The 23,077-nt window shown below is 59.8% G+C and carries 21 protein-coding genes, 2 tRNA genes and 1 pseudogene; 20 read left to right on the top strand and 4 right to left on the bottom strand.

Features of this window, described 5'->3' with window-relative positions:
• Nucleotides 1-78: 78 nt before the first annotated feature.
• Complete coding sequence (locus V6M87_RS18290) at nucleotides 79-564, bottom strand: SRPBCC family protein (protein WP_332878081.1); 486 nt, start codon at nucleotides 562-564, stop codon at nucleotides 79-81.
• A 113-nt stretch (nucleotides 565-677) separates the two neighbouring features.
• On the opposite strand from V6M87_RS18290, the gene V6M87_RS18285 reads away from it, so the two are divergent.
• From V6M87_RS18285 to V6M87_RS18215, 15 genes and pseudogenes are all read left to right on the top strand, one after another.
• Entirely contained in the window at nucleotides 678-2,738 is a 2,061-nt protein-coding gene (locus V6M87_RS18285) for a UvrD-helicase domain-containing protein (RefSeq protein WP_332878080.1), read from the top strand.
• 116 nt (nucleotides 2,739-2,854) lie between these two features.
• Nucleotides 2,855-3,058, top strand: coding sequence for a SlyX family protein (locus V6M87_RS18280; protein ID WP_332878079.1), 204 nt, complete (start codon nucleotides 2,855-2,857; stop codon nucleotides 3,056-3,058).
• A gap of 133 nt (nucleotides 3,059-3,191) precedes the next feature.
• Nucleotides 3,192-4,190: an endo alpha-1,4 polygalactosaminidase gene (locus tag V6M87_RS18275; protein ID WP_332878078.1), complete on the top strand. Its 999-nt coding sequence runs from the start codon at nucleotides 3,192-3,194 to the stop codon at nucleotides 4,188-4,190.
• Nucleotides 4,191-4,286: 96 nt separating this feature from the next.
• Entirely contained in the window at nucleotides 4,287-4,640 is a 354-nt protein-coding gene (locus tag V6M87_RS18270; RefSeq protein WP_332878077.1) for a hypothetical protein, read from the top strand.
• A gap of 3 nt (nucleotides 4,641-4,643) precedes the next feature.
• Entirely contained in the window at nucleotides 4,644-5,258 is a 615-nt protein-coding gene (locus tag V6M87_RS18265) for a GNAT family N-acetyltransferase (RefSeq protein WP_332878076.1), read from the top strand.
• A complete protein-coding gene (locus tag V6M87_RS18260; protein ID WP_332878075.1) occupies nucleotides 5,255-5,797 on the top strand; it encodes a hypothetical protein in 543 nt (180 codons plus the stop codon). Before V6M87_RS18265 ends, V6M87_RS18260 begins: the two co-directional genes overlap by 4 nt.
• Before the next feature lie 38 nt (nucleotides 5,798-5,835).
• The gene (locus V6M87_RS18255) at nucleotides 5,836-6,132 is read left to right on the top strand and encodes a DUF3144 domain-containing protein (RefSeq protein ID WP_332878074.1); all 297 of its coding nucleotides are present in this window, start codon (nucleotides 5,836-5,838) and stop codon (nucleotides 6,130-6,132) included.
• A gap of 208 nt (nucleotides 6,133-6,340) precedes the next feature.
• Complete coding sequence (locus V6M87_RS18250; protein ID WP_332878073.1) at nucleotides 6,341-6,634, top strand: hypothetical protein; 294 nt, start codon at nucleotides 6,341-6,343, stop codon at nucleotides 6,632-6,634.
• 48 nt (nucleotides 6,635-6,682) lie between these two features.
• Entirely contained in the window at nucleotides 6,683-7,279 is a 597-nt protein-coding gene (locus V6M87_RS18245; RefSeq protein ID WP_332878072.1) for a hypothetical protein, read from the top strand.
• Between the two features lie 38 nt (nucleotides 7,280-7,317).
• Nucleotides 7,318-7,485, top strand: a pseudogene (locus tag V6M87_RS18240) (TMEM175 family protein); the annotation flags it as partial.
• 38 nt (nucleotides 7,486-7,523) lie between these two features.
• On the top strand, nucleotides 7,524-8,000 hold the full coding sequence (locus V6M87_RS18235; protein WP_332878071.1) for a hypothetical protein: 477 nt from the start codon (nucleotides 7,524-7,526) through the stop codon (nucleotides 7,998-8,000).
• A 40-nt stretch (nucleotides 8,001-8,040) separates the two neighbouring features.
• Nucleotides 8,041-8,622: a TMEM175 family protein gene (locus V6M87_RS18230; protein WP_332878070.1), complete on the top strand. Its 582-nt coding sequence runs from the start codon at nucleotides 8,041-8,043 to the stop codon at nucleotides 8,620-8,622.
• 91 nt (nucleotides 8,623-8,713) lie between these two features.
• A complete protein-coding gene (locus V6M87_RS18225) occupies nucleotides 8,714-9,331 on the top strand; it encodes a hypothetical protein (protein ID WP_332878069.1) in 618 nt (205 codons plus the stop codon).
• 172 nt (nucleotides 9,332-9,503) lie between these two features.
• On the top strand, nucleotides 9,504-11,654 hold the full coding sequence (locus V6M87_RS18220) for a M3 family metallopeptidase (protein WP_332878068.1): 2,151 nt from the start codon (nucleotides 9,504-9,506) through the stop codon (nucleotides 11,652-11,654).
• 69 nt (nucleotides 11,655-11,723) lie between these two features.
• On the top strand, nucleotides 11,724-13,853 hold the full coding sequence (locus V6M87_RS18215) for a M3 family metallopeptidase (protein WP_332878067.1): 2,130 nt from the start codon (nucleotides 11,724-11,726) through the stop codon (nucleotides 13,851-13,853).
• 55 nt (nucleotides 13,854-13,908) lie between these two features.
• Here V6M87_RS18215 and V6M87_RS18210 read toward each other — a convergent pair whose 3' ends face one another.
• Nucleotides 13,909-15,417, bottom strand: a complete 1,509-nt coding sequence (locus V6M87_RS18210; RefSeq protein ID WP_332878066.1) for a CocE/NonD family hydrolase — start codon at nucleotides 15,415-15,417, stop codon at nucleotides 13,909-13,911.
• Nucleotides 15,418-15,555: 138 nt separating this feature from the next.
• On the opposite strand from V6M87_RS18210, the gene V6M87_RS18205 reads away from it, so the two are divergent.
• The 4 genes from V6M87_RS18205 to V6M87_RS18190 all read left to right on the top strand — a co-directional run bounded on the left by V6M87_RS18205 (nucleotide 15,556) and on the right by V6M87_RS18190 (nucleotide 19,967).
• Complete coding sequence (locus V6M87_RS18205; RefSeq protein ID WP_332878065.1) at nucleotides 15,556-15,789, top strand: VF530 family protein; 234 nt, start codon at nucleotides 15,556-15,558, stop codon at nucleotides 15,787-15,789.
• Nucleotides 15,779-16,102 carry a DUF4404 family protein gene (locus tag V6M87_RS18200; RefSeq protein WP_332878064.1) on the top strand — a complete coding sequence of 108 codons (324 nt, stop codon included), beginning with the start codon at nucleotides 15,779-15,781 and terminating at the stop codon, nucleotides 16,100-16,102. Before V6M87_RS18205 ends, V6M87_RS18200 begins: the two co-directional genes overlap by 11 nt.
• A gap of 175 nt (nucleotides 16,103-16,277) precedes the next feature.
• Complete coding sequence (locus V6M87_RS18195) at nucleotides 16,278-18,461, top strand: YgiQ family radical SAM protein (RefSeq protein WP_332878063.1); 2,184 nt, start codon at nucleotides 16,278-16,280, stop codon at nucleotides 18,459-18,461.
• A 330-nt stretch (nucleotides 18,462-18,791) separates the two neighbouring features.
• Nucleotides 18,792-19,967, top strand: coding sequence for a GGDEF domain-containing protein (locus tag V6M87_RS18190; RefSeq protein ID WP_332878062.1), 1,176 nt, complete (start codon nucleotides 18,792-18,794; stop codon nucleotides 19,965-19,967).
• A gap of 276 nt (nucleotides 19,968-20,243) precedes the next feature.
• On the opposite strand, the gene V6M87_RS18185 is transcribed toward V6M87_RS18190, so the two are convergent.
• Nucleotides 20,244-20,320, bottom strand: a tRNA-Asp gene (locus tag V6M87_RS18185).
• 41 nt (nucleotides 20,321-20,361) lie between these two features.
• Nucleotides 20,362-20,437 (bottom strand) — tRNA-Val (locus V6M87_RS18180).
• 374 nt (nucleotides 20,438-20,811) lie between these two features.
• Here V6M87_RS18180 and V6M87_RS18175 point away from each other — a divergent pair.
• Entirely contained in the window at nucleotides 20,812-23,037 is a 2,226-nt protein-coding gene (locus V6M87_RS18175; RefSeq protein WP_332878061.1) for a TonB-dependent receptor, read from the top strand.
• The last annotated feature ends 40 nt before the right edge of the window (nucleotides 23,038-23,077 follow it).

Genomic DNA, 23,077 nt, shown 5'->3' with positions numbered 1-23,077 from the left:
TCGCGGGGGTGACGGTATTTGCGGGGGTGACGTTATTAAACGGGGGTGACGGTATTAACGCTGGTGGACAGGGTTACGCTAGTTGAGATAACTCGCGTCCAACCTGCCTTCCACCGCCAGCTCCCGCACAATCCGGATCGCGTCGATATCGGCCTCCTGGTACGCCGATTTTTTGTATTCGTCGTACATCTTGTTCGCCTCATCGGTCACCGCATCGTGGCCATCGTCATATTTAAAACGCACGAACAGCAATTCATCGGATGGTGTTTCGATGGTGATGGTCAGGCTCGACGCGCTGATCTCGCCCTGTGCGTGCACGTCGTAGCGGATCTGCTGCAGCGGCGTCATGCTGACATGGTCTTCGACGATCAGTTTGCCGAAGCGGCGCGAGCGGTGGAGTTCGCCGGGGCTGCGTTCGACAATGGTGCACTCGTCCAGGTGCGGCATGAACAGCTTGGGCTGTTCGGCATGCAGGACCAGGCCGCGCCAGAGTTGCTCGCGCGTCATCGGGTCGATCAGGGGATTGAGCGGGTCGTTAATTTCGATCAGGTGTTCAAATTTCATCGTGCGTGGACTCGGGTTCAATGGCGGACAGGCGATGGTAACGCAAGCGCATGGTGCCTGTCATTTCGGTAGCGCGCTACAATGGCCGGCTGACTGTCAAGGAAGTGCCCCTCATGTCCACCGCAGCAAAGTTTGGCCTGAACATCCCGCAGAGCGAAGCTGTCATGTATCTCGACGGCCCGTGCCTGGTGCTGGCCGGCGCCGGCTCGGGCAAAACGCGCGTGATCACCCAGAAAATCGCCTACATGATCGAGGAGTGCGGCTACGATCCGCGCACCATCGCTGCGCTGACGTTCACCAATAAAGCCGCGCTGGAAATGCAGGAACGGATTGCCAAATTACTCAAACAACCGCGCCAGGCCAAGCAATTGACGGTGTCGACCTTTCACTCGCTGGGCGTCAAAATCCTGCGCCAGGAAGCCGCCGGCGTGGGTTTGAAGGACCGGTTTTCGATCATGGACAGCGACGATTGTTTCGCGCTGGTACAGGATCTGGCCATTTCGACCGATAAACAGGAAATTCGCCGCATCCAGAACCACATTTCGCTGTGGAAGAATGGCCTGGTCGAACCCGACGACGCCGTTCGCGACGCGGCCGACGAAGAAATGGCCCAATCGGCGCGGATTTTCCGCAGTTATGTCGCTACCCTGGCCGCCTACCAGGCGGTCGATTTCGATGACCTGATCCGCCTGCCGGTGGAACTGTTCCGGAATAACGACCCGATTCGCGACAAATGGCAGAGAAGATTGCGTTATTTGCTGATGGACGAATACCAGGATACCAACACCTGCCAGTACGAGCTGGTGAAATTGCTGGTCACGGGCATCAACAAAAAGCCGATGTTCACCGCCGTGGGCGATGACGACCAGGCCATTTATGCCTGGCGCGGCGCCTCGGTCGAAAACCTCAAAACGCTGCAGGTCGATTTCCCCGACCTGCGCGTGATTAAACTCGAACAGAATTACCGTTCCACCACGCGCATTTTGCAGGCGGCGAATGCCGTCATCGGCAACAACCCGAAGATTTTCGATAAAAAGCTGTGGTCGGAACACGGCCTGGGCGAGCCGATTACGGTGCTGGGCATGCAAACCGACGACCAGGAAGCGGAGCAGGTCGCCATCATGATTTCGGCCGACCGGTTCCAGAGAAAAAATAAATGGTCCGATTACGCGATTCTGTATCGCGGCAATCACCAGGCGCGCGTGATCGAGCAATCGATGCGCAAGGAACGCATTCCGTACACCATTTCCGGCGGCCAGAGCTTTTTTGACAAGGCCGAAATCAAGGACATCATCAGTTATTTGCGCCTGATCGCCAACGACGGCGACGACCCGGCTTTTATTCGCGCCGTCACCACGCCGAAGCGGGGCGTCGGCATGGCGACGCTGGAAGTGCTGGGCGCATTTTCGAAACAGTGGAATTGCTCGCTGTTCGAGGCAACTCTCAAAGGCGGTATCGAAGCGCTGCTGCCCGATCGCCAGCTGGTGCCGCTGCGCAGTTTCTGCAATTTCATCAACAACCTGGAGTCGCGCGCGAGTCGGCCCGGGGCGGCCGGCAGTGGAGAAAACGCCGGCGCCGTGCTGGACGACATGATGAAAGAGATCAACTACGAAAACTACCTGTACGACACCTTCGAGGACCGCGCCGCGCAAAGCAAATGGCAGAACGTGCTGGAATTCACCAACTGGCTCAAGGAGCGCGGCAATGGCGGCAAGGACAAATCGGGAGAAGAAAAGAATCTGCTGGAATTGACCCAGATGGTGGCGCTGATGTCGATGCTGGAAGGGCAGGACGAGGAACAGGACGCCGTGCGCATGTCGACCCTGCACGCCTCGAAGGGACTGGAATTTCCGCACGTGTTCCTGGTCGGCGTGGAGGAGGGGATTTTGCCGCACAAGGGCGACCCGGATGCATCAGTGGAGACGATCGGCGCGCGCATCGAGGAAGAGCGCCGGCTGATGTACGTGGGCATCACGCGTGCGCAGCGCACGCTGTACGTGACGTGGTGCAAGAAGCGCAAACGGGCCGGCGAACAGGTCCATTGCGACGTGTCGCGCTTCATCAAGGAAATGGCGCTCGACGAAGGCACGGCGCCGCCGATGGAGTCGGAAAAGATTTCGCCCAAGGACAGGCTGGCCAGTTTGAAGGCCTTGCTGGCTACGCCCAAGGTGTAGCGCGCCGGTTCACTGCATCGAATGCAGGCCGATCCGTAGCCGCCCGGCGGTGACCCGGGTCGCTGAGGGCGGCGTGGCTGGCATAATGACGCTTTCATTCGCAGCAAGGATGCACCGTGAGTCAGGAAGACCGTTTTGTCGATATCGAAATCAAGCTGGCGCACCAGGAGGATCTGGTCGAGTCGCTCAACGATGTCGTCTACCAGCAATCGAAGCGCATCGACCAGCTCGAAGCGCTGGTCAACAAGATGGCCGAGCACATCCGCAACAGCCAGCAGTCGGGTCAGAATCCCACCAACGACCGCCCGCCGCACTATTGAGACACGGAGAGCGTGCAGTGCTTTGAGTGTTACGATTTGTTTCCACGCGTAAATATTTGACCTTGGTAACTTACCATGCTGACGCTGTTAGCTGGCCTTGCCTCTCATTTATTTTGCTGGAAAAGAAATCACTATGCACATCGCACACCTGCCCGGATCGCTGATTGTTCTTGCTTTGACTGCCGTGACATTCTCGCTGGGTGGGTGCGGCGGCGGTGGCGGCGGCGACGCTGCAGCATCGCCAGCGTCCACCGTGCCGGTGACGACGCCAACGCCGGTGACGACACCCACACCGGTAGGGACGCCGGTAACGACACCGACACCGACACCGGTAACGACACCGACACCGACACCGGTAACGACACCAATACCTGCGACGACGCCAACGCCAGCACCCACCGTTGGTCAGATCTGGCGCCCGATGGTGACCGATACCTGGCAATGGCAGCTCACCGGCACACTGAACACCACGTATGACGTCAAAGTCTACGATATCGATTTGTACGATACCTCGGCAACGACGATCCTGGCCTTGCAAAATCGCGGCATGAAAGTGCTGTGCTATTTCTCGGCTGGCAGTTCAGAAAACTGGCGCGCCGACTTCACCAGCTTTGCTGCGGCGGACATGGGCAATGCGCTCGACGGCTGGGCGGGCGAGCGCTGGCTCGATACGCGCTCGGGCAATGTCAGGGCCATCATGAAACAACGCCTGGACCTGGCCAAAAGCAAAGGCTGCGACGGGGTCGAGCCTGACAACGTGGACGGTTACACCAACAACCCCGGCTTCGCGCTGACGGCCAGTACCCAGCTCGACTACAACCGTTTCCTGGCCAGCGAAGCACATGCGCGTGGCTTGGCAATCGCGCTGAAAAACAATGTGGACCAGGTGGCAGACCTGGTCGGCGATTTTGACCTGGCCGTCAATGAACAGTGCCATCAATACAAGGAGTGCGGCGCTTACGCGGCCTTTGTGAGCGCCGGTAAACCGGTCTTCAACGCGGAATATGCCAAGTCCTATCAGGCCGCGGGGAGCGCGCGCGACACCCTGTGCCTCGACGCCACGAAACTGGGCCTGCGCACACTGGTGTTGCCGTTGGCGCTGGACGGCAGTGCGCGCTTCAGCTGCGATTAACTGCCTTCGCAAACCGCACGGTGCCAAACCGGCAGCGCCACCTGTTTCAGTTAGAATCTCTTGACTGAAACCATGGCGCTGCGTGCGGAGGATCCTATGCAAGGAAGCAAACCGCTGTCGATCGCCTGCGCCTGGCTGTTGGCAGGTGCGGCCAACGCGGCCCCGCAAGCGGTGTCCCGGATCGCGCAACTGCCGGCCGAAGTGGTGGCCGTGCGGGAAGAAATGTGGCCGATCTCCGAGCCCGGCGGCCCCTTCAATCCGAGCGACGTCATCGACACCGACCATCCGGTCCCCGGCCAGCACCTGGTGTCCGGGCAGGCCAGTCCCGATCTCATCCGGCTGACGGTGGAAAAAGGCGGACTTTCGTCTGCCGTGATGAAATTCGCGCGCGTGGATGGACACTGGCAACTGGTCAGCCAGGAGCGCCGCGCGCCCGACGGGGAACGATAAGCTGTGCAGGACTTGATTGTGGCCTCGCCTGCCTTCGCGCTGGTGCCCGCACAAGTTGGGCACGCAGCAGCGCTGGCCAGCCTGGTTGCGCAAAACGTCGCCCATCTGCGCACCTTTCTTCCTGCCGTCGCGCAGCTGGCCACGCTGGAACAGGCGCGCCTGTATCTGCAAGCCGCAGTCGAATCGGCCGCGCAGGGCGAGGTGCTGGAATGGTACCTATTTTCCGGCGCGACACTGTGCGGGTCGATCCGCGTCAAAGACATCGATCCGTTTGACCGCAAGGCCAAAATTGGCTATTTCCTTGGCCACGCGTTCGAGGGCCAGGGCATCATGACGGCGTCGCTGCGCGTGATCCTGGGTTACTGTTTCGGGACGCTGCAGCTGAACCGCATCGAACTGCATTGTGCGGCGACCAATGCACCGAGCGCGGCGGTGGCCGACAGGCTGGGCTTTACGCGCGAAGGGATCCTGCGCCAGGACGAATGGCTCAATGGTGCGTTTGTCGACCAATATGTCTACGGTCTGTTGCGCGCAGAATTTCCGGTCGCGGACACTGGGCCCGGGACCAAAGGCGGCAATGCTAAACTGTCGCCTCACACCTCAATGCACACACCATGACGAACAAAAAACAGCCTCCCGCAAAAACAGCCACTGAGGCGCCAGCGGGTCGCCCGGAAAACCCTTTCCTCGATGCGGCATTCTATGGCCGGATGCGCGACTACACCGAGCGCGACGCGGCTTTCTCGAAAGAGCTGAAATCGATCAACGACCGGGGCGCCGGCAAGGCCAGCCCCGATGCCCGTGAAGCACCATCGCTGCAGGTTCTGCGCGCTGTCGTCAAAAAAGGCTTGTCGCTCGACGACATTCTTGCGCGCATCGTGCGGGGCGTTGAATCGGGCTTGTGGGAACCATGGCTGGCGCCGTACGGCATCGAACTGCAGGGCGTCAATTACGCAAAAAGCGGCGCACGCAATGCGCGGCTGGCGCTGGATTTGAGCCTGGGTTCAAAAGCGACAGCGGCTTTCTCGAATGCCGGTATCGCCAACTGGCGCAGCTTGTGCGCAGAAGATTGCGCGCAGGTGCAGGTCCACAAGCCGACCGAAAAAACGCCAGCGAAGGCATATGCCATTTTTCACCTCGACGCGGCGGAAAAGTAATTCCGCTGGTTCGCATCAACCCACACTATAAATAAATCATGAGTGACAATATCCCTGACCCGGCATTCTGGGAGCGCCTCAATGCCGTCATCAACGTCGTCAACGAGCAGTGCAGCGCCGCTGCGCCAAATGAGGTCGGCTCGTCCACCATGTATGCCGCGGCGCGCTTTAATGCCTTCATCCTGGCGAAAACGACCGGCAGCGCAGAGAACATGAAACTCGAACGGGAGCGGGCACTGGCGTACTTCACCGGCCAGTTCCGCTTGATGCTGGAATCGAATCTCGACGATTTCACCGAGAATTTCGTCGACTACATGAAGCCGACGCCGAAATAAGACAGGATGGGCGTGCTGCGGATTCGCGCGGCTGGATCATCACGCACCGCCTCGTCGCACGATCTTGTGCTCCGGAGGCGGTTTTTATTGTCCTCAGCTTCGTCTATATCTGCATCCATTGGACCAAGCTCAGGTATGCAAATTACCTATCAGTGAACGGAAATCGTAGCCGTGGTGCAGACGAGATACACAACGCGCGAGAGGGACTATGGCAGAGTTGATCTGGACAGCGCCAATGCGTTACTACTCCCGCAGCGATGAAGCCGCGTTTTTCGGCTGGCTGCAATCCATTCCATGCGTAACCGGCGTGCAGGGGCAAGGAAGGGAATTGATCATACGGCTCAAGTCGAAGCGGCTGTCGCAAGCGAGTCTACGAGAGCTGCTCGCACTCTATCGGCGCTACGAAGGCGACATGTCCGAACTGGCGCAGTTTGCAAGCGATACCAATCGCAGCTGGTTTCAACATTCAGTATGGAAGTTACTCATCAACGAGAAACTATAAAGAAGAGCGTATAGTTGACGATCAGGTCATGAAAAAAATGAGGCCATAATGCCTACTGATTGGCTATTTTCCTGGCTTACAAGCGCATTCGGACTCGCGCTCATCGGTGCAGCGGTTATGGCTACTTTCTTCATTTGGCGAACAATGTTAGGTGAGGCTTTTAGCCAAATCGGTGACAAACCGCTCGTGCTGGCTTACTCTTGCGTTGCTGTTGGCCTCGTTGGCATGAGTTTTGTTGGGTCCTACATCGAATTCAGCGGCCGGGTAGCGAATGGACTCCTGCATGAGACGCAACGCTGGTCGATTGTGCCTGGCTGGATGATCTATACGACAATGCTTTCGCTCGTTTTTGTGCTTCCCCTGCTTGGGCTGGTTGGTGTGCCGGTAGCCGCTTCCCTTCTGACACGAGGACTCCTCACACCGCTAAATATTGCAGTTCGTGTGTTGTTTCTTTGGTCAGCGCTGACTATTTTTGGTTGGATCCTCCCCGGCAATGAATGGCATCGTACTCATCGGCTTGAATCGTTCATGATGGGTTTAAAAAATCTCCTGCCGGGAATTATCTTTATTGCCCTCCCGTTTATGTTTGCAATTTATAGAGGGACACGTGCCTTTCGATTGGGGAGGCGGGACGCTTCTGGCTAGAGAATGTGACACGAACAAAGTCGTCAACAAGGGGGGAGATGGGCAAAGGCAGGCTCGAAGCCGTCAGCGACGGCGTCATCGCCATCACCATCATGATCCTCGAACTGAAGTTGCCGCACGGCGCCTCATTCGATGAGCTCCTGCCACTGCTGTCCGTGTTCGGCAGCGACGTTCTCAGTTTTGTTTACGTCGGCATCTACAGGAACAAGCTTAAGTATGCAAATAACCCACAGAGGAATCTGCGATGAGCATGATGAAATCAAGGCTTGGAAAAGCGTTTGCCACTTTGCTTCTTTCTGGTCTGCCATTATTTTGCCTTGCAGAGTCGCCCGTTGATCCGTTGATTGGTATCTGGCGGCATGCAAATTTTGTTCAGATAGCCGACGGGTTAGTAGTCCGCAAGTATGAGTTCACTGATGGGTCAATACTTGAGTATCGGACTGATGGGACTTGGCGTAGTAATGAACCTCCGCATCAATCGTCAGGGACCTATCGCCCGATGAGCGATGGCAGAATAGAATCGACGATTACTGCCTCGGATTTTCCGAACCAGATTGGCTACACCTCCCGTAAGCTGGCAACAGTACGCGATCAAACTCTGACGCTCGTTACCGAATACGACGAAGAGGCCATGAAAGTGTTCGCAGCACGGCCTGATGGAACGCGACCCAAGTCGATGACGGTGACGTCGACATTTCGAAAAATCCCGGCCAGTAAATAGTTCGACGCAGGCCAGCAAGTATGTAAGGTCGAGGAACAAGATGGGCAAAAGCAGAATCGAAGCCTTCAGCGACGGCGTCATCGCCATCATCATCACAATCATGGTGCTGGAGCTGAAAGTGCCGCACGGCGCCAGTTTCAATGACTTGGCGGCGCTCGCCCCGGTATTCATCAGCTACGTTCTCAGCTTCATCTACGTCGGCATTTACTGGAACAACCACCACCACCTGTTCCAGGCCGTCCATGGCATCCACGGCCCCGCGCTGTGGTCCAACCTGCATCTGCTGTTCTGGCTATCGCTGATTCCCTTTACCAGCGGCTGGATGGGCGAAAACCATTTCGCCACGGCGCCGGTGGCGCTCTATGGGGCCAACCTGCTCCTGTGCGCCATGTCATATTCGATCCTGGTGCGCACCTTGACCCGCCACCAGCAGGAAAACCAGGCTTTGGCCGAAGCGATCGGTTCGGACCGGAAAGGTTTCCTGTCGCTGGCCATGTATGTGCTGGGCGTCGCGCTCGCCTTCGTGCATCCCTGGCTTGGATTTGCCATGTATGTTGCCGTCGCGGCGCTATGGTTCATTCCGGACCGGCGCATTGAACAGCGCATGATGCGGGAAAAGTAAGAGATGCTTTCTTTCGGGCGATAACCTAGAATCGTCTGGATGTGGGGCGAGCGCGCTGGCGCCTCTTTTTTCATCCTTTCGAATGGCCACCATGACCGACTTCAGCTCTCCTACCGCGGTGGCAGCGCCACTGACCGACGCGACGCGTGCAGCGCAGTTTTACGTGGTCTCGCTGCGTAAATTCGCGATCCTGTTTTTCATGACACTGGGCGGGTATCAGCTTTACTGGTTCTATAAAAACTGGCGCTGCTTCAAGGACGGGAAACCGTCCGCATCCGAATCGGGCCCCTCGATCTGGCCGGTGCCGCGCGCGCTGTTTTCGATTTTTTTCGTGCATTCGCTGTTCCGGGTCGTGAAACAGCATGCGCCGGACAATGCGCGCGTCGCCGCCTGGGAAAACGGGAACCATGCCACGCTGGTGGTCGTGCTGATCATCCTGTCGAACGGCTTGTCGCGACTGTCGAACCGGTCCGGCGACGCCTTCTGGCCCGATCTGTTGTCGCTCCTGATCCTGCTGCCACTGGGGTATGCCATGGGCGCGGCCCAGGAGAAAATCAATCTGGCGTGTGGCGACCCGGAAGGCGCGACGAATGCCGCACTCACCACGGCCAACTACGTGTGGATCGTCCTGGGTGCCATTGCCTGGGTGGCGATCTTGATGGGCATCTTTTCCGTCGGCACGCCAGCAACCGGCGAGCTGGGCTGGTAACACCGTTTTGGGTGGCCCCATGGTGCGCCGCAGCATGTCAATACCAGGGCGCGCATGGGTGCTGTACTGACATTTTTCCTTGTGACACACCAATTATTTCCCTGCTATGATCGGCGGCGCACGTCTGCCGGACCACGTCCGGCGGTTTCTTTTCTTGCCCGTGAAAGTAACAATGAATCGTCCTAAAATGCTCATCGTCGCTGCCAGCCTCGTGCTTGCGTATGCCACCCCAGCCATCGCTGCACCTGCCGCCCCGGTCGCGGCATCGGCAGCCGCCAGCCTGGATGCGTCGAATCCGTTCGCCAAGCCCAGCACGCTGCCGTTCCAGTACCCGGCCTTCGACAAGATCAAGGACGAGCATTTCCTGCCTGCCTATGCGGCCGGCATGCGCGCACACCTGGCAGAAATCGACACCATCGCCAACAACGCCAAGGCGCCGACGTTTGACAACACCATCGTCGCGATGGAGCGGTCCGGCCAGATGCTGACGCGCGTCGGGACCACGTTCTCGAACCTGCAAGGCGCCAACACCAACGACACACTCGACGCGATCGACCGTGAAATGTCGCCGAAACTGGCGGCCCACACCGATGCCATCTACCTGAACGACAAGCTGTTCCAGCGCGTCAAGACCTTGTACGCCAAGCGCGACAAGGCGGGTCTGGATGCAGAATCGAAATATTTGCTCGAGCGCTATTACAAGGACTTCGTGCGCGCCGGCGCCAACCTGTCGGCCGCTGACAAGGACAAGTTGAAAGCCACCAACAGCGAACTGGCCGGCCTGCAGACGACCTTCGCCCAGAACGTGCTGAAGGAGCTGAATGCGTCGGCCCTGGTCATCGACAAGAAGTCGGACCTGGACGGCATGACGCCGGGCGCCATCGACGCCGCCGCTGCCGAGGCCAAAAAACGCGGCCTGGATGGCAAATATGTGCTGGCCATCGTGAACACCACCGGCCAGCCATTGACCGCCGAATTGACCGATCGTGCCGTGCGCGAGCGCTTGATGAAAGCGTCGCTGGCGCGCGGCAGCCGTGGCGGCGAGTTCGACAACACCCAGGTCGTGCTGAAGCTGGCGAAACTGCGCGCCGACAAGGCCGTACTGCTGGGCTACCCGAACTACGCCGCGTATTCGCTGGACGACCAGACCGCGAATAACACCGGCAACGTGAACAAGCTGCTGGCCGAACTGGCCAAACCTGCCATCAACAATGCACGCAAGGAAGCCGGCGAAATCCAGAAGCTGATCGATGCGAACAAGGGTGGCTTCCAGGCCGATGCGTCAGACTGGGCGTTTTATACCGACAAGGTGCGCGCCGCCAAATACGCCTTCGACGAAAACCAGCTGAAACCCTACTTCGAGCTGAACAACGTGCTGATCAATGGTGTGTTCTTCGCCGCCACCAAGGAATACGGCATCACCTTCAAGGAACGCAAGGACCTGCCGGTCTGGAATCCGGACGTGCGCACCTTTGACGTGTTCGATGCCAACGGCAAGCAGCTGGCCATCTTCATCGCCGACATGTACGCCCGCGGCAACAAGCAGGGCGGCGCGTGGATGAATGAATATGTTTCGCAGTCGGGCCTGATGGGCACCCATCCGGTGGTTGCGAATCACTTGAACATTCCAAAACCGCCGGCCGGCCAGCCGACCCTGCTGACCTACGACGAAGTCAAAACTGCCTTCCACGAATTCGGCCACGCCTTGCACGGCATGTTCTCGAACGTGAAGTACCCGCGTTTCTCCGGTACCAATGTGCCGCGCGATTTCGTCGAGTATCCATCCCAGGTCAACGAGATGTGGGCGCTGTGGCCGGAAGTGCTGGCCAACTATGCCAAGCACTACGAGACCGGCGCGCCGATGCCGAAAGCATTGCTCGATAAAGTGGTCGCGGCCAAGAAATTCAATATGGGCTTCGTGACGGCCGAGTACCTGTCGGCGTCCCTGCTCGACCAGCGCTGGCACCAGCTGGCCCCGGCGCAAATCCCGACCGACGTGCTCGCCTTCGAAGCGGCGTCCCTGAAAGACGCCGGCGTCGATTACGCGCTGGTGCCGCCGCGCTATCGCACCACCTACTTCTCGCACGCGTTCGCGGGCGGCTACTCGGCCGGCTACTACGGCTACCTGTGGGCCGAGAAGCTCGACGCCGATACGGTCGACTGGTTCACCAAGAGCGGTGGCCTGTCGCGCAAGAATGGCGACCATTTCCGCAAGACCTTGTTGTCGCGCGGCGGTTCGGCTGAAGCCATGCGCCTGTTCCATGACTTCCGCGGCCGTGACCCGGTGATCGAGCCGCTGCTTGAGCGCCGCGGCCTGAACTGATTTACTAATTCAGGGTGGACGGGCAACCGTTCACCCTTTTTTTGTCCAAATATAAACTACCCATTTCACATGAAATCATCCCACCTGCTGTTCCTCGCCACGGCTGCCGCCGTCGCCAATGTTGCCGGCGCTGCCGAGCCAGCCTCGATGCTGGACGCCGCCAATCCCTTCGCCAGGGAAAGCACGCTGCAGTACGGCTACCCTGCGTTCGACAAGATCAAGAATGAAGATTTCGCACCGGCGTTTGCCGAGGGCATGCGCCAGCAGATGGTGGAAATCGACGCCATTGCCAACAATAAGGCCGCGCCCAGTTTTGAAAACACCATCGTCGCCATGGAGCGTTCGGGTCGCTTGCTGAACCGCGTCGGTACCGTCTTCAGCAGCCTAATCGGCGCCAATACCAACGACACCCTGAACGCGCTCGACAAAGAGCTGTCGCCGAAACTGGCGGCCCACAGCGATGCGATCCGCCTGAACCCGAAACTGTACGCGCGAATCAAGTCGCTGTACGAGAAGCGCCGTGGCCTGCGCCTCGACGTGGAATCGCATTACCTGCTGGAGCGCTACAACACTGATTTCGTGCGCGCCGGCGCCAAATTGTCGGATGCCGACAAGCAGAAACTGAAAGCCTACAACAGCCAGCTGGCCGCCCTGCAAACCACCTTCAGCCAGAACGTGCTGAAGGAAGCGATGGCCTCGGCCCTGGTGGTCGACACGCGTGCAGAACTGGCCGGCATGCCGGAAAAGGCCATCGACGCCGCCGCGCTCGAAGCGAAGAAACGCGGCCTGGACGGCAAGTTCGTGCTGCCGGTCGTGAATACCACCGGCCAGGCCGCCTTGTCCGAGCTGACCAACCGCGCCACGCGCACGCGCCTGCTGGCCGCCTCGATGGCGCGCGGCAGCCACGGCGGCGCCTTCGACAACCGCGAAGTTGTGCTGCAGATCGCCAAACAGCGCGCCGAACGCGCAGCACTGCTGGGCTATCCAAGCCACGCTGCGTACATGCTGGAAGACCAGACCGCGAAAACCACTGGCGCCGTCAACAAGCTGCTGGCCGAGTTCGCCAAACCTGCCGTGAACAATGCGCGCAAGGAAGCGGCCGAAATCCAGAAAATGATCGACAAGGAGAAGGGCGGTTTTCAGGCCGGTCCCGAAGACTGGGCGTTTTATAGCGACAAAGTGCGTGCCGAGCGTTACGCCTTCGACGCCGGCCAGCTGCGCCCATATTTTGAATACAACAATGTGCTGATCAATGGCGTGTTCTTCGCCGCCGGTAAGGAATACGGCCTGACCTTCAAGGAGCGCAAGGATTTGCCGGTGTACGACCCGGACGTGCGCACCTTCGACGTGTTCAACGAAGACGGCACGCAGCTGGCGATTTTCCTGATCGACCCTTACGCGCGCAGCAACAAGCGCGGCGGTGCATGGGCCAATGCGTATGTGGCGCAAAGTTCGCTGATGGGCACGAAACCGGTCATCTCGAATAACCTGAATATTCCGAAACCGGCCGCCGGCGAGCCGACCTTGATGACCTACGACGAAGTGCGCACGATGTTCCACGAATTCGGCCACGCGCTGCACGGCATGTTTTCGGACGTGAAATACCCGCGCTTCTCGGGTACCCGCGTGCCGCGCGATTACGTCGAGTTCCCGTCGCAGGTCAATGAAATGTGGTCGGTCTGGCCGGAAGTGCTGGCCAACTACGCCAAGCATTACCAGACCGGTGCGCCAATGCCGAAAGAATTGCTGGATAAAGTACAGGCCAGCAAAAAATTCAATGAAGGCTTCCGCACCACCGAGTATCTGGCAGCCTCGCTCCTCGATCAAAGCTGGCACCAATTGGGCGTGAACCAGATCCCGACCGACGTGCTGGGGTTTGAAGCGAGCGCATTGCGCACGGCCGGCGTCGATTTCGCGCTGGTGCCGCCGCGTTATCGCACGACCTATTTTTCGCACGTGTTTTCGGGCGGGTATTCGGCCGGTTACTACGGTTATTTGTGGGCCGAGAAGCTCGATGCCGATACCGTTGAATGGTTCAAGGAACATGGCGGCCTGACGCGCAAGAATGGCGACCATTTCCGCAAAACGCTGCTCTCGCGCGGCGGCACCATCGATGCGATGCAGATGTACCGCAATTTCCGCGGGCGTGATGCGGTGATCGCGCCCTTGCTGGAGCGGCGCGGCCTGACCGGCAACTGAGCCACCTGCAAGGTTCTGGAACAAGCCACGGGCGCCTGCGCATCCGTGGCTTTTTTTATGGCGCTTTGCGCAGCGCTTTGACGCGCGCCGCCGAACTTGGCATATCCGGGGTGAGCACCAGCGCCCGTTCATACGCGGCCAGCGCCAGCGTCGGTTCCCCCGCCGCCTCGTACGCTTCTCCCAGACTATCCTCGATAGCGCCCCAGCGCGGTTCCAGCCTGATCCCCAGCTTGAACAATTCAATCGCTCCCTGTGGATGCTTCTTGCCCAGCATTTCATAACCCAGCGTATTCAATTCTGACGCAATCATCTTGAAATCCGGTGCGCTTTTTTGCATGGCGTCGTAAATGGCGCCGGCGTCCTTGAATTGGCGTCGCTTGAATTCGGCCGTGAACGCGAATTTGGATGGCAGGATGGCGGACGCCGGCCGTACTTTCATGTCCATCATGTGGGTCGGCACGCCGTTCGTTTCCGGCTTCGCTTTCAAAAAGGCCATGCCGGCGGCGTCCTGCTTCAGGTAGGCGTCGAGAAATGCGCGCACATAACGGGCCGTCCAGTTGTGCGCCAGCGTGACCTCGGCGCGGCTGTAGTCGACGAAGCTCGCCTCGGCGCCGAGCCGGATCCATGACGCGGAAAAATCCCGGTGTTCCATCGACTGCATCGTGGCGAGGTACACATCGGAGAACACCATCTTGTTGAGAAAGCTGAGCGCGGTGCTCTTTTCGCGTTCGTTGAGTGTTTCCAGCGATGGTGGGCGGGAGCCGATCGACAGGATCGGCACTGCGGTATTCGCCGGCGTGACGGACCCAGTCAGCAGTTGCGGATAGTAGCGCACCGAGCCGTCCAGGCTGACCAGCGCCTTGACGCGGCCCGAATGCGAGGCGGCGATCACATTCGCCAGGCCGCCCCAGCTGAATCCCGCGACGGCCAGTTTCGACAGGTCGGCGCCGGGCACGGTCGCGGCGTAGGATGCCAGCCACAGGATGTCCGTTGCCTGCGCCTCTGCGCCTGCGAGGTCGTCGGTCATCCCGCGCGCATGCGCGCCGCGGCTGGCGCTGGCGAGCACGATGTAGCCATGGCTGGCGAGGTATTCGCACAGGTCCGCATTCTTGTCGGGGTCAGCATTGAAGCTGGGTGCGTAGATCACCACAGGGAACGTGCCGCTGGCCGCTTTGGCGTCGCGCACGGCCAGCATCGTCGCTTGCGCTGCGGGATTGCCCTCCCATTTTTTGCTGGCATTGGCGAGCGCCGCCGCCGAAAGCGTGAAATCGTCGGCCATCATGCTGCTTTGCAGGTAGTCGAGATAGCGCACATGGGCAGCGCCGGAGGCTTGCGCCGGGTACCAGACCAGTGTCTGCATGGGCCGCGCCGCACCGGCCGGTTTGCCGTCGTCAAAGATGGCCAGTTTCGGGGTAGCGCCGCGGCTTGCGTCAAATTGTTGAACGATGTGCAGACCGACCGCGTAAGGGCCCGGGGCGGGCGTCATTGGCTGGCCCACTGCGGCCGTTGTCGTGAGCAGAAGGGTCAGACTGAGAAAGGCAAGGCGGCAGGACACGAAGCGCATGAAGGGTCTCGGGAATAGTTGCAATTTTGCAGGTTATGTCATTTTTAATAAGGCGGCAATCTGCAGTGCATAAGCGCTCCAGGCCTTTTTGTGTGCCGGTGTGTACACTGTTTACCTCTGTCGAAGAAAGCAATTGCAATGAGTGTTCAAGCCCTGCACGGTATTACCTTAGAATCGCTGTTAACCCGGCTGGTGACCCACTACGGCTGGGACGGCCTTGCGCGCAAGATCGACATCAATTGTTTTACCAATGACCCCAGCATCAAGTCGAGCCTGAAGTTTCTGCGCAAGACACCCTGGGCGCGCGAGCGCGTCGAGGCGTTGTACCTGGAGACGCAGTTCACTGAAACAGGAGCACAGCATGACCAATAACGAGACCCCGAACATCCTGACGCCATCGTCGGCCGCCAGCGCGCTGGCGCTGAAAACCCATCTGCACACGCTGCACCAGAATCTGGCCGCGGCCGGTGGCGACGTCGACGATGAAACCCAGGATCTGCTGCGCCAGCTCGACAGCGATATCAAGCAGGTGCTCGAGCGCCGCGCCGCCGACGCAGCCGATGCCGATGCTTACGGTCTCTCGACCCGCGCGCAGGAGCTCTCGGCCAGCTTCGCCGTCAAGCATCCGCGCCTGGAACCGGCCCTGCGCGAACTGGGCAATATGCTGGCGAGCATGGGCATCTGACCGTTTCAATCCATAGCGATGTTGCCAAGTGATTGATAACTAAGCCGTTTTTCGGGTGCGGGGGAGAAGGTATTGCGGTTTTCCGGTACAATACCGCCCCATGAGCTCCCCAATCAATTTATTTGCGACCGTTCCAAAACGGTCCAGCCGCGCCCCTGTCGCGCCCTTCCTGCCTATGTCTCGCGCCGAAATGGACGTGCTGGGCTGGGATAGTTGCGACGTGATCCTGGTGACCGGGGATGCCTACATCGACCACCCGAGCTTCGGCATGGCGCTGGTCGGGCGCCTGCTCGAAGCGCAAGGCTTCAAGGTTGGCATCATCAGCCAGCCCGACTGGCACTCGGCGGAACCGTTCAAGGTGCTGGGCAAGCCGAACCTGTATTTCGGCGTCACCGCCGGGAATATGGATTCGATGGTGAATCAATACACGGCCGACCGCAAGATCCGCTCCGACGATGCCTACACGGCCAACGGCGAACCGAATAAGCGGCCCGACCGCGCCGTCACCGTGTATTCGCAGCGCGTGCGCGAAGCGTATCCGGGCGTGCCGCTGGTCATCGGCAGTATCGAAGCATCGCTGCGCCGCATCGCCCACTACGATTACTGGTCGGACAAGGTGCGCCGTTCAGTGCTGCCCGATTCGAAGGCCGATCTGCTGCTGTTCGGTAACGCCGAGCGCGCGCTGGTCGACCTGACGCACCGCCTCGCTGCCGGCGAAAACATCAAGGATATCCGCGACCTGCGCGGCACCGCCTTCATGGTCCCCGCCGGCTGGTTGCCCGCCGCCGACTGGGGCGAGACCGGGTCGACCCGGGTCGACGTGCCCGGCAAGATCGATCCGCACTACAGCCCGTACAATATGGCCCAGGAAGACACCACCGCCTGCGCCAAGGAGAACGCGACGCCGGTCGAGAACATCAAGCCGATCCGCATCATGTCGCGCGAAGAGCGCCTGGCCATGGCCAAGGAAGTGCACAATAAAACCGTGGTGCGCTTGCCGTCTTTTGAAACGGTCAGCGCAGACCCGGTGCAGTATGCGCACGCTTCGCGCGTGTTCCACCTGGAGTCGAACCCGGGCAATGCGCGCGCGATGGTGCAGGCGCACGGCGAACGCGACGTCTGGCTCAATCCGCCACCGCTGCCGCTGCAGATGGACGAGATGGATGGCGTCTATGACATGAACTACGCGCGCGCGCCGCATCCGAGCTACGGCAAAGCCAAGATCCCGGCGTGGGACATGATCCGCTTCTCCGTGAACATCATGCGCGGCTGCTTTGGCGGCTGCACGTTCTGCTCGATTACCGAGCACGAGGGGCGCATCATCCAGAGCCGTTCGGAGCCGTCTATCCTGCGCGAAATCGAGCACATCCGCGACAAAACCAAAGGTTTTACGGGGACGATTTCCGACATGGGCGGCCCCACCGCGAACATGTATCGCCTGGCCTGCAAAGACAAGACCATCGAGGAATCGTGCCGCCGCCTGTCGTGCGTGTTCCCGACCATTTGCGTGAACCTGGGAACCGATCACAGCAAGCTCATTTCGCTGTACCGCAAGGCGCGTGCCATACCGGGCATCAAGAAAGTCTTGATCAGCTCGGGCTTGCGTTACGACCTGGCCGTGCGCTCGCCGGAGTATGTGAAAGAGCTGGTGACCCACCACGTGGGCGGCCTGCTGAAGATCGCGCCGGAGCACACGGAAGAGGGCACGCTGAATAAAATGATGAAGCCGGGCATCGGCGCCTACGACGAGTTCAAGGAAATGTTCGACCGCTTCTCGCTGGAAGCCGGCAAGAAGCAGTACCTGATCCCGTATTTTATTGCCGCGCACCCGGGTACCACCGACCTCGACATGCTCAATCTGGCCCTGTGGCTGAAGAAGAACAACTTCAAGCTCGACCAGGTGCAGACCTTCATGCCGACCCCGATGGCGATGGCCACCACCATGTACCACTCGCGCAAGAACCCGCTGCACAAGGTGACGGCCGATTCGGAAGTGGTGGAAACGGCACGCAGCGGCAAGGTGCGGCGCGCCCATAAAGCGTTCCTGCGCTACCAGGATCCGGCCAACTGGCCAATCCTGCGCGAAACCCTGGTGAATATGGGCCGTGGCGACCTGATCGGCAATGGCGACAAGCACCTGGTACCGTCGTGGCAGGCGTCGGAAGACGGTGGCCTGGCTGCCGGCGAGCGCAAGCGCCAGACCTCCGGCGCCGGCACGCTCGACAAATTTGCCGCCGCGCCGCGCCGCAAGACCGAGCGCGCACCAGCGCCGACCCCGTTCATCGCACCGCAATCGAAAGTGCGGCCGTCGATTCTCGACACCATCAAAACCAAGCCGAAAAACGCTGCCCGCAAGTAATTGGTCGGGGGATATTGGCGAACAATTCGACACTGACCCGAATGATTCGTATGAGCTTTTAAGCAATGATGCCACCTTCGGGTGGCTTTTTTTGGCCTCGATTTGTTAAAAATTTACTTCCGGTGGCGATGACCCGCCAATGACCATGTACTCCCTGTTACAGGCACTGTTCGATTTAAAGGCAAAGAAAACTGTAAAGACAAAAGCGTGTAACATCGTCCCCTTAGGAAATTATTGTTGTCTCGAAGATAATGTGCGTGCAGGTGTTGTGCGCAGGATCGAGCTGACAATTCTTCGTCAGAGGTGCGCTTGCTCGATCTACAAACTTTCATGCTGATTATCGGTATCGGCAATCTCAGCTTTGCTGCGCTGATGGGCGCCTACGCGCGCGATCCCGTGGCGCAGCCGGCGCTGCGCATGTGGATGTGGGCGCGCGTTCTGCTCGGTGCCTGCCAGGTGGCCAGCTGGGCCAACCTCAGCCTTGACTTCGGCCCGCTGACGCAGGTCATTGCGCTGTGCTGGGTTGCCGGCATGGCTATGGAAATGGCGGCCTACTGCCAGTTCTTCGGCTACGCCAACTGGCGCCGCCTGCTGTACCCGGCTACCGCCCTGTGCATGGTCGCGGTCGCTGCCGCCCTGCTGCGCGGCTTGTCCATCCCGCAAACCACCGTCGTCATTTCCATCGCGGTCGGCTTGTTTGCCGGCGTCATGGGCGTGATCCTGCTGTGGCCGCGCGGCGGCACGCCGCCCTTGCAACGCGCGATTGGCCTGACCGATGCCGCGCTGGCGCTGGCGATCCTGTTTTGGGTCTGGCCGGGCGCGCGTCCGGATGGCGCCGAGGCCGCCGGCGGTCCGCTTACCCAGTCGCTGGCTTTGCTCACCGGCTACGTGCTGATGATCGTCAAAGGCTTCGGCTTCCTGTTGCTGTGCAAGCAGGAAGACGACCGCAAGATGCTGCACCTGGCCACCGTCGATTCCCTGACGGGCCTGTTGAACCGCCACGCCTTTTTCGACCAGGCCACGGCCCTGCGCATGCGCGCTGCCGGCGCGGCCCGGATGGCGCTGCTGATGCTGGATCTGGACCACTTCAAGCGCATCAACGATCGCTACGGCCACGCCACCGGCGACGAAGCGCTGCGCATGTTCGCCCACACGGTGCGTACCACGCTGGCGGGACGCTACATCGTCGGGCGCCTGGGCGGCGAGGAGTTTGCGCTGGCCCTGGCCGGGCCGCTGGACGAAGCGCTGCACGTGGCCGAGCAACTGCGCGCGGCGGTGTCCGCCTTGTTGCTGCCGACCAGTGACGGGCCCTGCGCAGTCACTGTCAGTATCGGCGTTGCCGCGCTGCACGCCAATGAAACGCTCACTACCGGCCTGGCACGGGCCGACCTGGCCTTATACGACGCCAAGCGCGGCGGACGTGACCGCGTTTGCCGGGCCGTCGTGGAGCGCGTCGAGATCGAACCGGTGCACCCGCCCCATTCGCGCCAGCAGTTCTTCGCGTAGCAGGTCGAGCGCCGCCGCAGCGAGAGCATTGAACGGTACAAAAGAGAACAGGCCCGACGAATCGGGCCTGTTCTCTTTGTAACGATACAAAAAAAGCCCGACGAATCGGGCTTTTTTCTTTTTGCTGGCGGAGCGGACGGGACTCGCCGACATTCTGCCGGCCGCGGAATCGCTTGCAAGCGATTCCCTTCGAGTCCCAAACCGCATTGTCCGCAGGGACAATGCTCTTGTAACGATACAAAAAAAGCCCGACGAATCGGGCTTTTTTCTTTTTGCTGGCGGAGCGGACGGGACTCGAACCCGCGACCCCCGACGTGACAGGCCGGTATTCTAACCAACTGAACTACCACTCCGTTTTTGATCGGTACTGCTGATCAAGATGTTTTCTCTGTTTTGGTGGGCGCTGAGAGGGTCGAACTCCCGACCTAAGCCTTGTAAGGGCCTCGCTCTACCAACTGAGCTAAGCGCCCGCATGTCCATCCAGAGACTTCATCTGACGTTTGTCACCACGTCTGAAGAGGCACGAATCATAGCCAACGGCTGGCGAGTGCGCAAGGGGTTTTCGAAAAATAATCGAAATTGTTGAGTAGGCCATCTCGTCGAACCCTTAACTTAAAAGCAGCTTAAGTGTTGTTCTGACACGCCAATCGCACCAAATGTGGCAGATGTCCTTGCTACCTTTAGGCGCGATGACAGAAAATACCGCCTTTGCAAGTCGGCAAGGTATCAATACGATGCATTTGACCGAGGTGGGGCCACACCACCGCAGCGCAGCGCGCTGGATAAAAACGAGCTGGAGACACGGCCGTAGTCGACGCAATTCAACCACTCTCCAGGAACTTCAATGACCAAGATGTCCAAGATGCACAAGCGCGTATTGCGCGCACAAGGCGCCATGCTGGCGCTGTCCGCCGTATTGCCTATGGGTTCGGCAATGGCGCAGGACGCCACCGCCAGCGGCGAATTGCAGCAGGTCGTCGTAACCGCGCAGCGCCGCAGCGAAAACATCAAGGATGTGCCGGTCTCCGTCACCGCCCTGCGCGGTGAAAAGCTGGACGTGCTCCTGTCCGGCGGCGAAGACATCCGCGTGCTGGCCGGCAAGGTGCCGAGCCTGAACATCGAATCGTCGAACGGCCGTACCTTCCCGCGCTTCTACATCCGCGGCTACGGCAATACCGACTTTTCCGCCTTCGCGTCGCAGCCCGTTTCCCTGATCTACGACGACGTCGTCCAGGAAGCGCCGAGCCTGAAAGGTTTCCCGATTTTTGACGTGGCCAGCGTCGAAGTGCTGCGCGGCCCGCAAGGCACCCTGTTCGGCCGCAACACGCCAGCCGGCGTGGTGAAACTCGAGTCGGAAAAGCCGAACCTGAAAAAGGTCGAGGGTTACTACAACGTGTCGTACGGCACCCATGAAACCGTCAACGTCGAAGGCGCCGTTAACGTGCCGCTGTCCGAATACTGGGCCATGCGCGTGTCCACCCTGCGCCAGCACCGCGACGATTACGTCAACAACTACGCCGACCTGGCCAAGACCAAATTTACGGGCGAGCTGGATGGCTACAACGAGCACGCCGAACGCATCCAGTTCCTGTTCGATCCAAAGAATGGCTTCACGGGCCTGTTCAATGTGCACCAGCGCGTCACCGATGGCAGCGCACGCCTGTTCCGCGCCAACCTGATCCAGAAGGGCAGCAACGACGTCGTGCCAGGTACCGACCTGAACAGTATCGTCACCAACGGCCTGAACAGCCAGGCGCTGAATACCCAGGGTGTCAACGCACGCCTGTCGTATGACCTGGGCAACGGCGTCCAGCTGTTCTCGATCACCGGCTATGAAGCGGTCAAGAAGTACTACAGCCGCGGCGACATCGACGGTGGCATCGGCGGCGGCCCTGGCTTCATTCCCTTCCAGGCTGAAACCGGTGGCGGCATCAGCGGCCTGCACCAGTTCACCCAGGAGTTCCGCGCCGAGTCGAAATACACCGGCCCGCTCAACTGGCAAGGTGGCTTGTACTACTTCCAGGAAAACGCCAGCGGTTACTCGAACGCGTTCAACAGCACAACCTACGCCCAGACGTCGCACGTGGCCAGCAACCAGGTCAACACCGCCTACGCTGCCTTCGCGTCGCTGAACTACGCCGTCAACGACAAGCTGACCGTGCGTGGCGGCCTGCGCTACACGCAAGACAAGAAAGACTTCAAGACGGTCGACGCCACCGGCACCGTGCTGGTGCAGCCACTGTCCGCGAGCGAAAGCAAAAGCAAGGTCAACTGGGATCTGTCCGGCACCTACAAGCTGACCAATGACGTCAGCGCCTACGCCCGCGTCGCCACCGGCTTCCGCGCGCCAAGTATCGCCGCCTCGTCGACCTTGGTGCCGGTCACCGTGGCCAATGCGGAAACGATTACCTCGTACGAAGCCGGCATCAAGGCCGACCTGTTCGAGCGTCGTGCCCGTGTCGCTTTCTCGGTCTACGACTACGACATCAAGAACCAGCAGCTGACCGTGGTTGGCGGTACCTCGAACATCACCCGCCTGATCAACGCCGACAAGACCAAGGGTCGCGGCGCCGAGATCGATTTCGAAGGCAATGTGTTCACCGGTTTCCGCGTCACGGCCGGCGGTTCGTACAACTACACCCGCATCGACGACAAGAGCCTGTCGCTGCCTGCGTGCGCAGCCTGCACCATGACCGACCCACGCAACGCTGCCGGTCGTTACATTATCGACGGCAATGCCCTGCCACAGGCACCGAAGTGGACCGCCAACGTCACCGCGCGTTACGGCTTCCCGGTCGCTGACGGCGAACTGTTTGTCTTCACCGACTGGTCGTATCGTTCGAAGGTCAACTTCTTCCTGTACGAAGCAGTTGAATTCACCGGCAAACCACTCACCGAAGGCGGCCTGCGCGTGGGTTACATCTGGGCCAACGGCAAGTACGAAGTGGCTGCATTCGGCCGCAACATCGCCGACCAGCGTCGCATCACCGGCGCCATCGACTTCAACAACCTGACCGGGTTTACCAACGAGCCACGCACCTACGGTGTGCAGTTCAAGGGTAATTTCTAAGTTATTTTGCTGACTTCAAAAAAACCGCGAGCGATCGCGG

Source organism: Massilia sp. S19_KUP03_FR1 (assembly GCF_036688685.1).
In the GTDB taxonomy this organism is placed as follows: Bacteria; Pseudomonadota; Gammaproteobacteria; order Burkholderiales; family Burkholderiaceae_D; genus JALYUM01.
The sequence above is the reverse complement of the archived record's forward strand: the minus strand, read 5'-3'. Positions and strand labels throughout refer to the sequence as shown.

Coding starts and splice junctions, on each gene's coding strand:
- V6M87_RS18190 (WP_332878062.1), top strand. CDS start 18,792: ATGCTGATTATCGGTATCGGCAATCTCAGCTTTGCTGCGCTGATGGGC.
- V6M87_RS18255 (WP_332878074.1), top strand. CDS start 5,836: ATGAGTGACAATATCCCTGACCCGGCATTCTGGGAGCGCCTCAATGCC.
- V6M87_RS18225 (WP_332878069.1), top strand. CDS start 8,714: ATGACCGACTTCAGCTCTCCTACCGCGGTGGCAGCGCCACTGACCGAC.
- V6M87_RS18220 (WP_332878068.1), top strand. CDS start 9,504: ATGAATCGTCCTAAAATGCTCATCGTCGCTGCCAGCCTCGTGCTTGCG.
- V6M87_RS18210 (WP_332878066.1), bottom strand. CDS start 15,417: ATGCGCTTCGTGTCCTGCCGCCTTGCCTTTCTCAGTCTGACCCTTCTG.
- V6M87_RS18200 (WP_332878064.1), top strand. CDS start 15,779: ATGACCAATAACGAGACCCCGAACATCCTGACGCCATCGTCGGCCGCC.
- V6M87_RS18195 (WP_332878063.1), top strand. CDS start 16,278: ATGTCTCGCGCCGAAATGGACGTGCTGGGCTGGGATAGTTGCGACGTG.
- V6M87_RS18245 (WP_332878072.1), top strand. CDS start 6,683: ATGCCTACTGATTGGCTATTTTCCTGGCTTACAAGCGCATTCGGACTC.
- V6M87_RS18215 (WP_332878067.1), top strand. CDS start 11,724: ATGAAATCATCCCACCTGCTGTTCCTCGCCACGGCTGCCGCCGTCGCC.
- V6M87_RS18275 (WP_332878078.1), top strand. CDS start 3,192: ATGCACATCGCACACCTGCCCGGATCGCTGATTGTTCTTGCTTTGACT.
- V6M87_RS18205 (WP_332878065.1), top strand. CDS start 15,556: ATGAGTGTTCAAGCCCTGCACGGTATTACCTTAGAATCGCTGTTAACC.
- V6M87_RS18230 (WP_332878070.1), top strand. CDS start 8,041: ATGGGCAAAAGCAGAATCGAAGCCTTCAGCGACGGCGTCATCGCCATC.
- V6M87_RS18250 (WP_332878073.1), top strand. CDS start 6,341: ATGGCAGAGTTGATCTGGACAGCGCCAATGCGTTACTACTCCCGCAGC.
- V6M87_RS18290 (WP_332878081.1), bottom strand. CDS start 564: ATGAAATTTGAACACCTGATCGAAATTAACGACCCGCTCAATCCCCTG.
- V6M87_RS18175 (WP_332878061.1), top strand. CDS start 20,812: ATGACCAAGATGTCCAAGATGCACAAGCGCGTATTGCGCGCACAAGGC.
- V6M87_RS18270 (WP_332878077.1), top strand. CDS start 4,287: ATGCAAGGAAGCAAACCGCTGTCGATCGCCTGCGCCTGGCTGTTGGCA.
- V6M87_RS18285 (WP_332878080.1), top strand. CDS start 678: ATGTCCACCGCAGCAAAGTTTGGCCTGAACATCCCGCAGAGCGAAGCT.
- V6M87_RS18235 (WP_332878071.1), top strand. CDS start 7,524: ATGAGCATGATGAAATCAAGGCTTGGAAAAGCGTTTGCCACTTTGCTT.
- V6M87_RS18260 (WP_332878075.1), top strand. CDS start 5,255: ATGACGAACAAAAAACAGCCTCCCGCAAAAACAGCCACTGAGGCGCCA.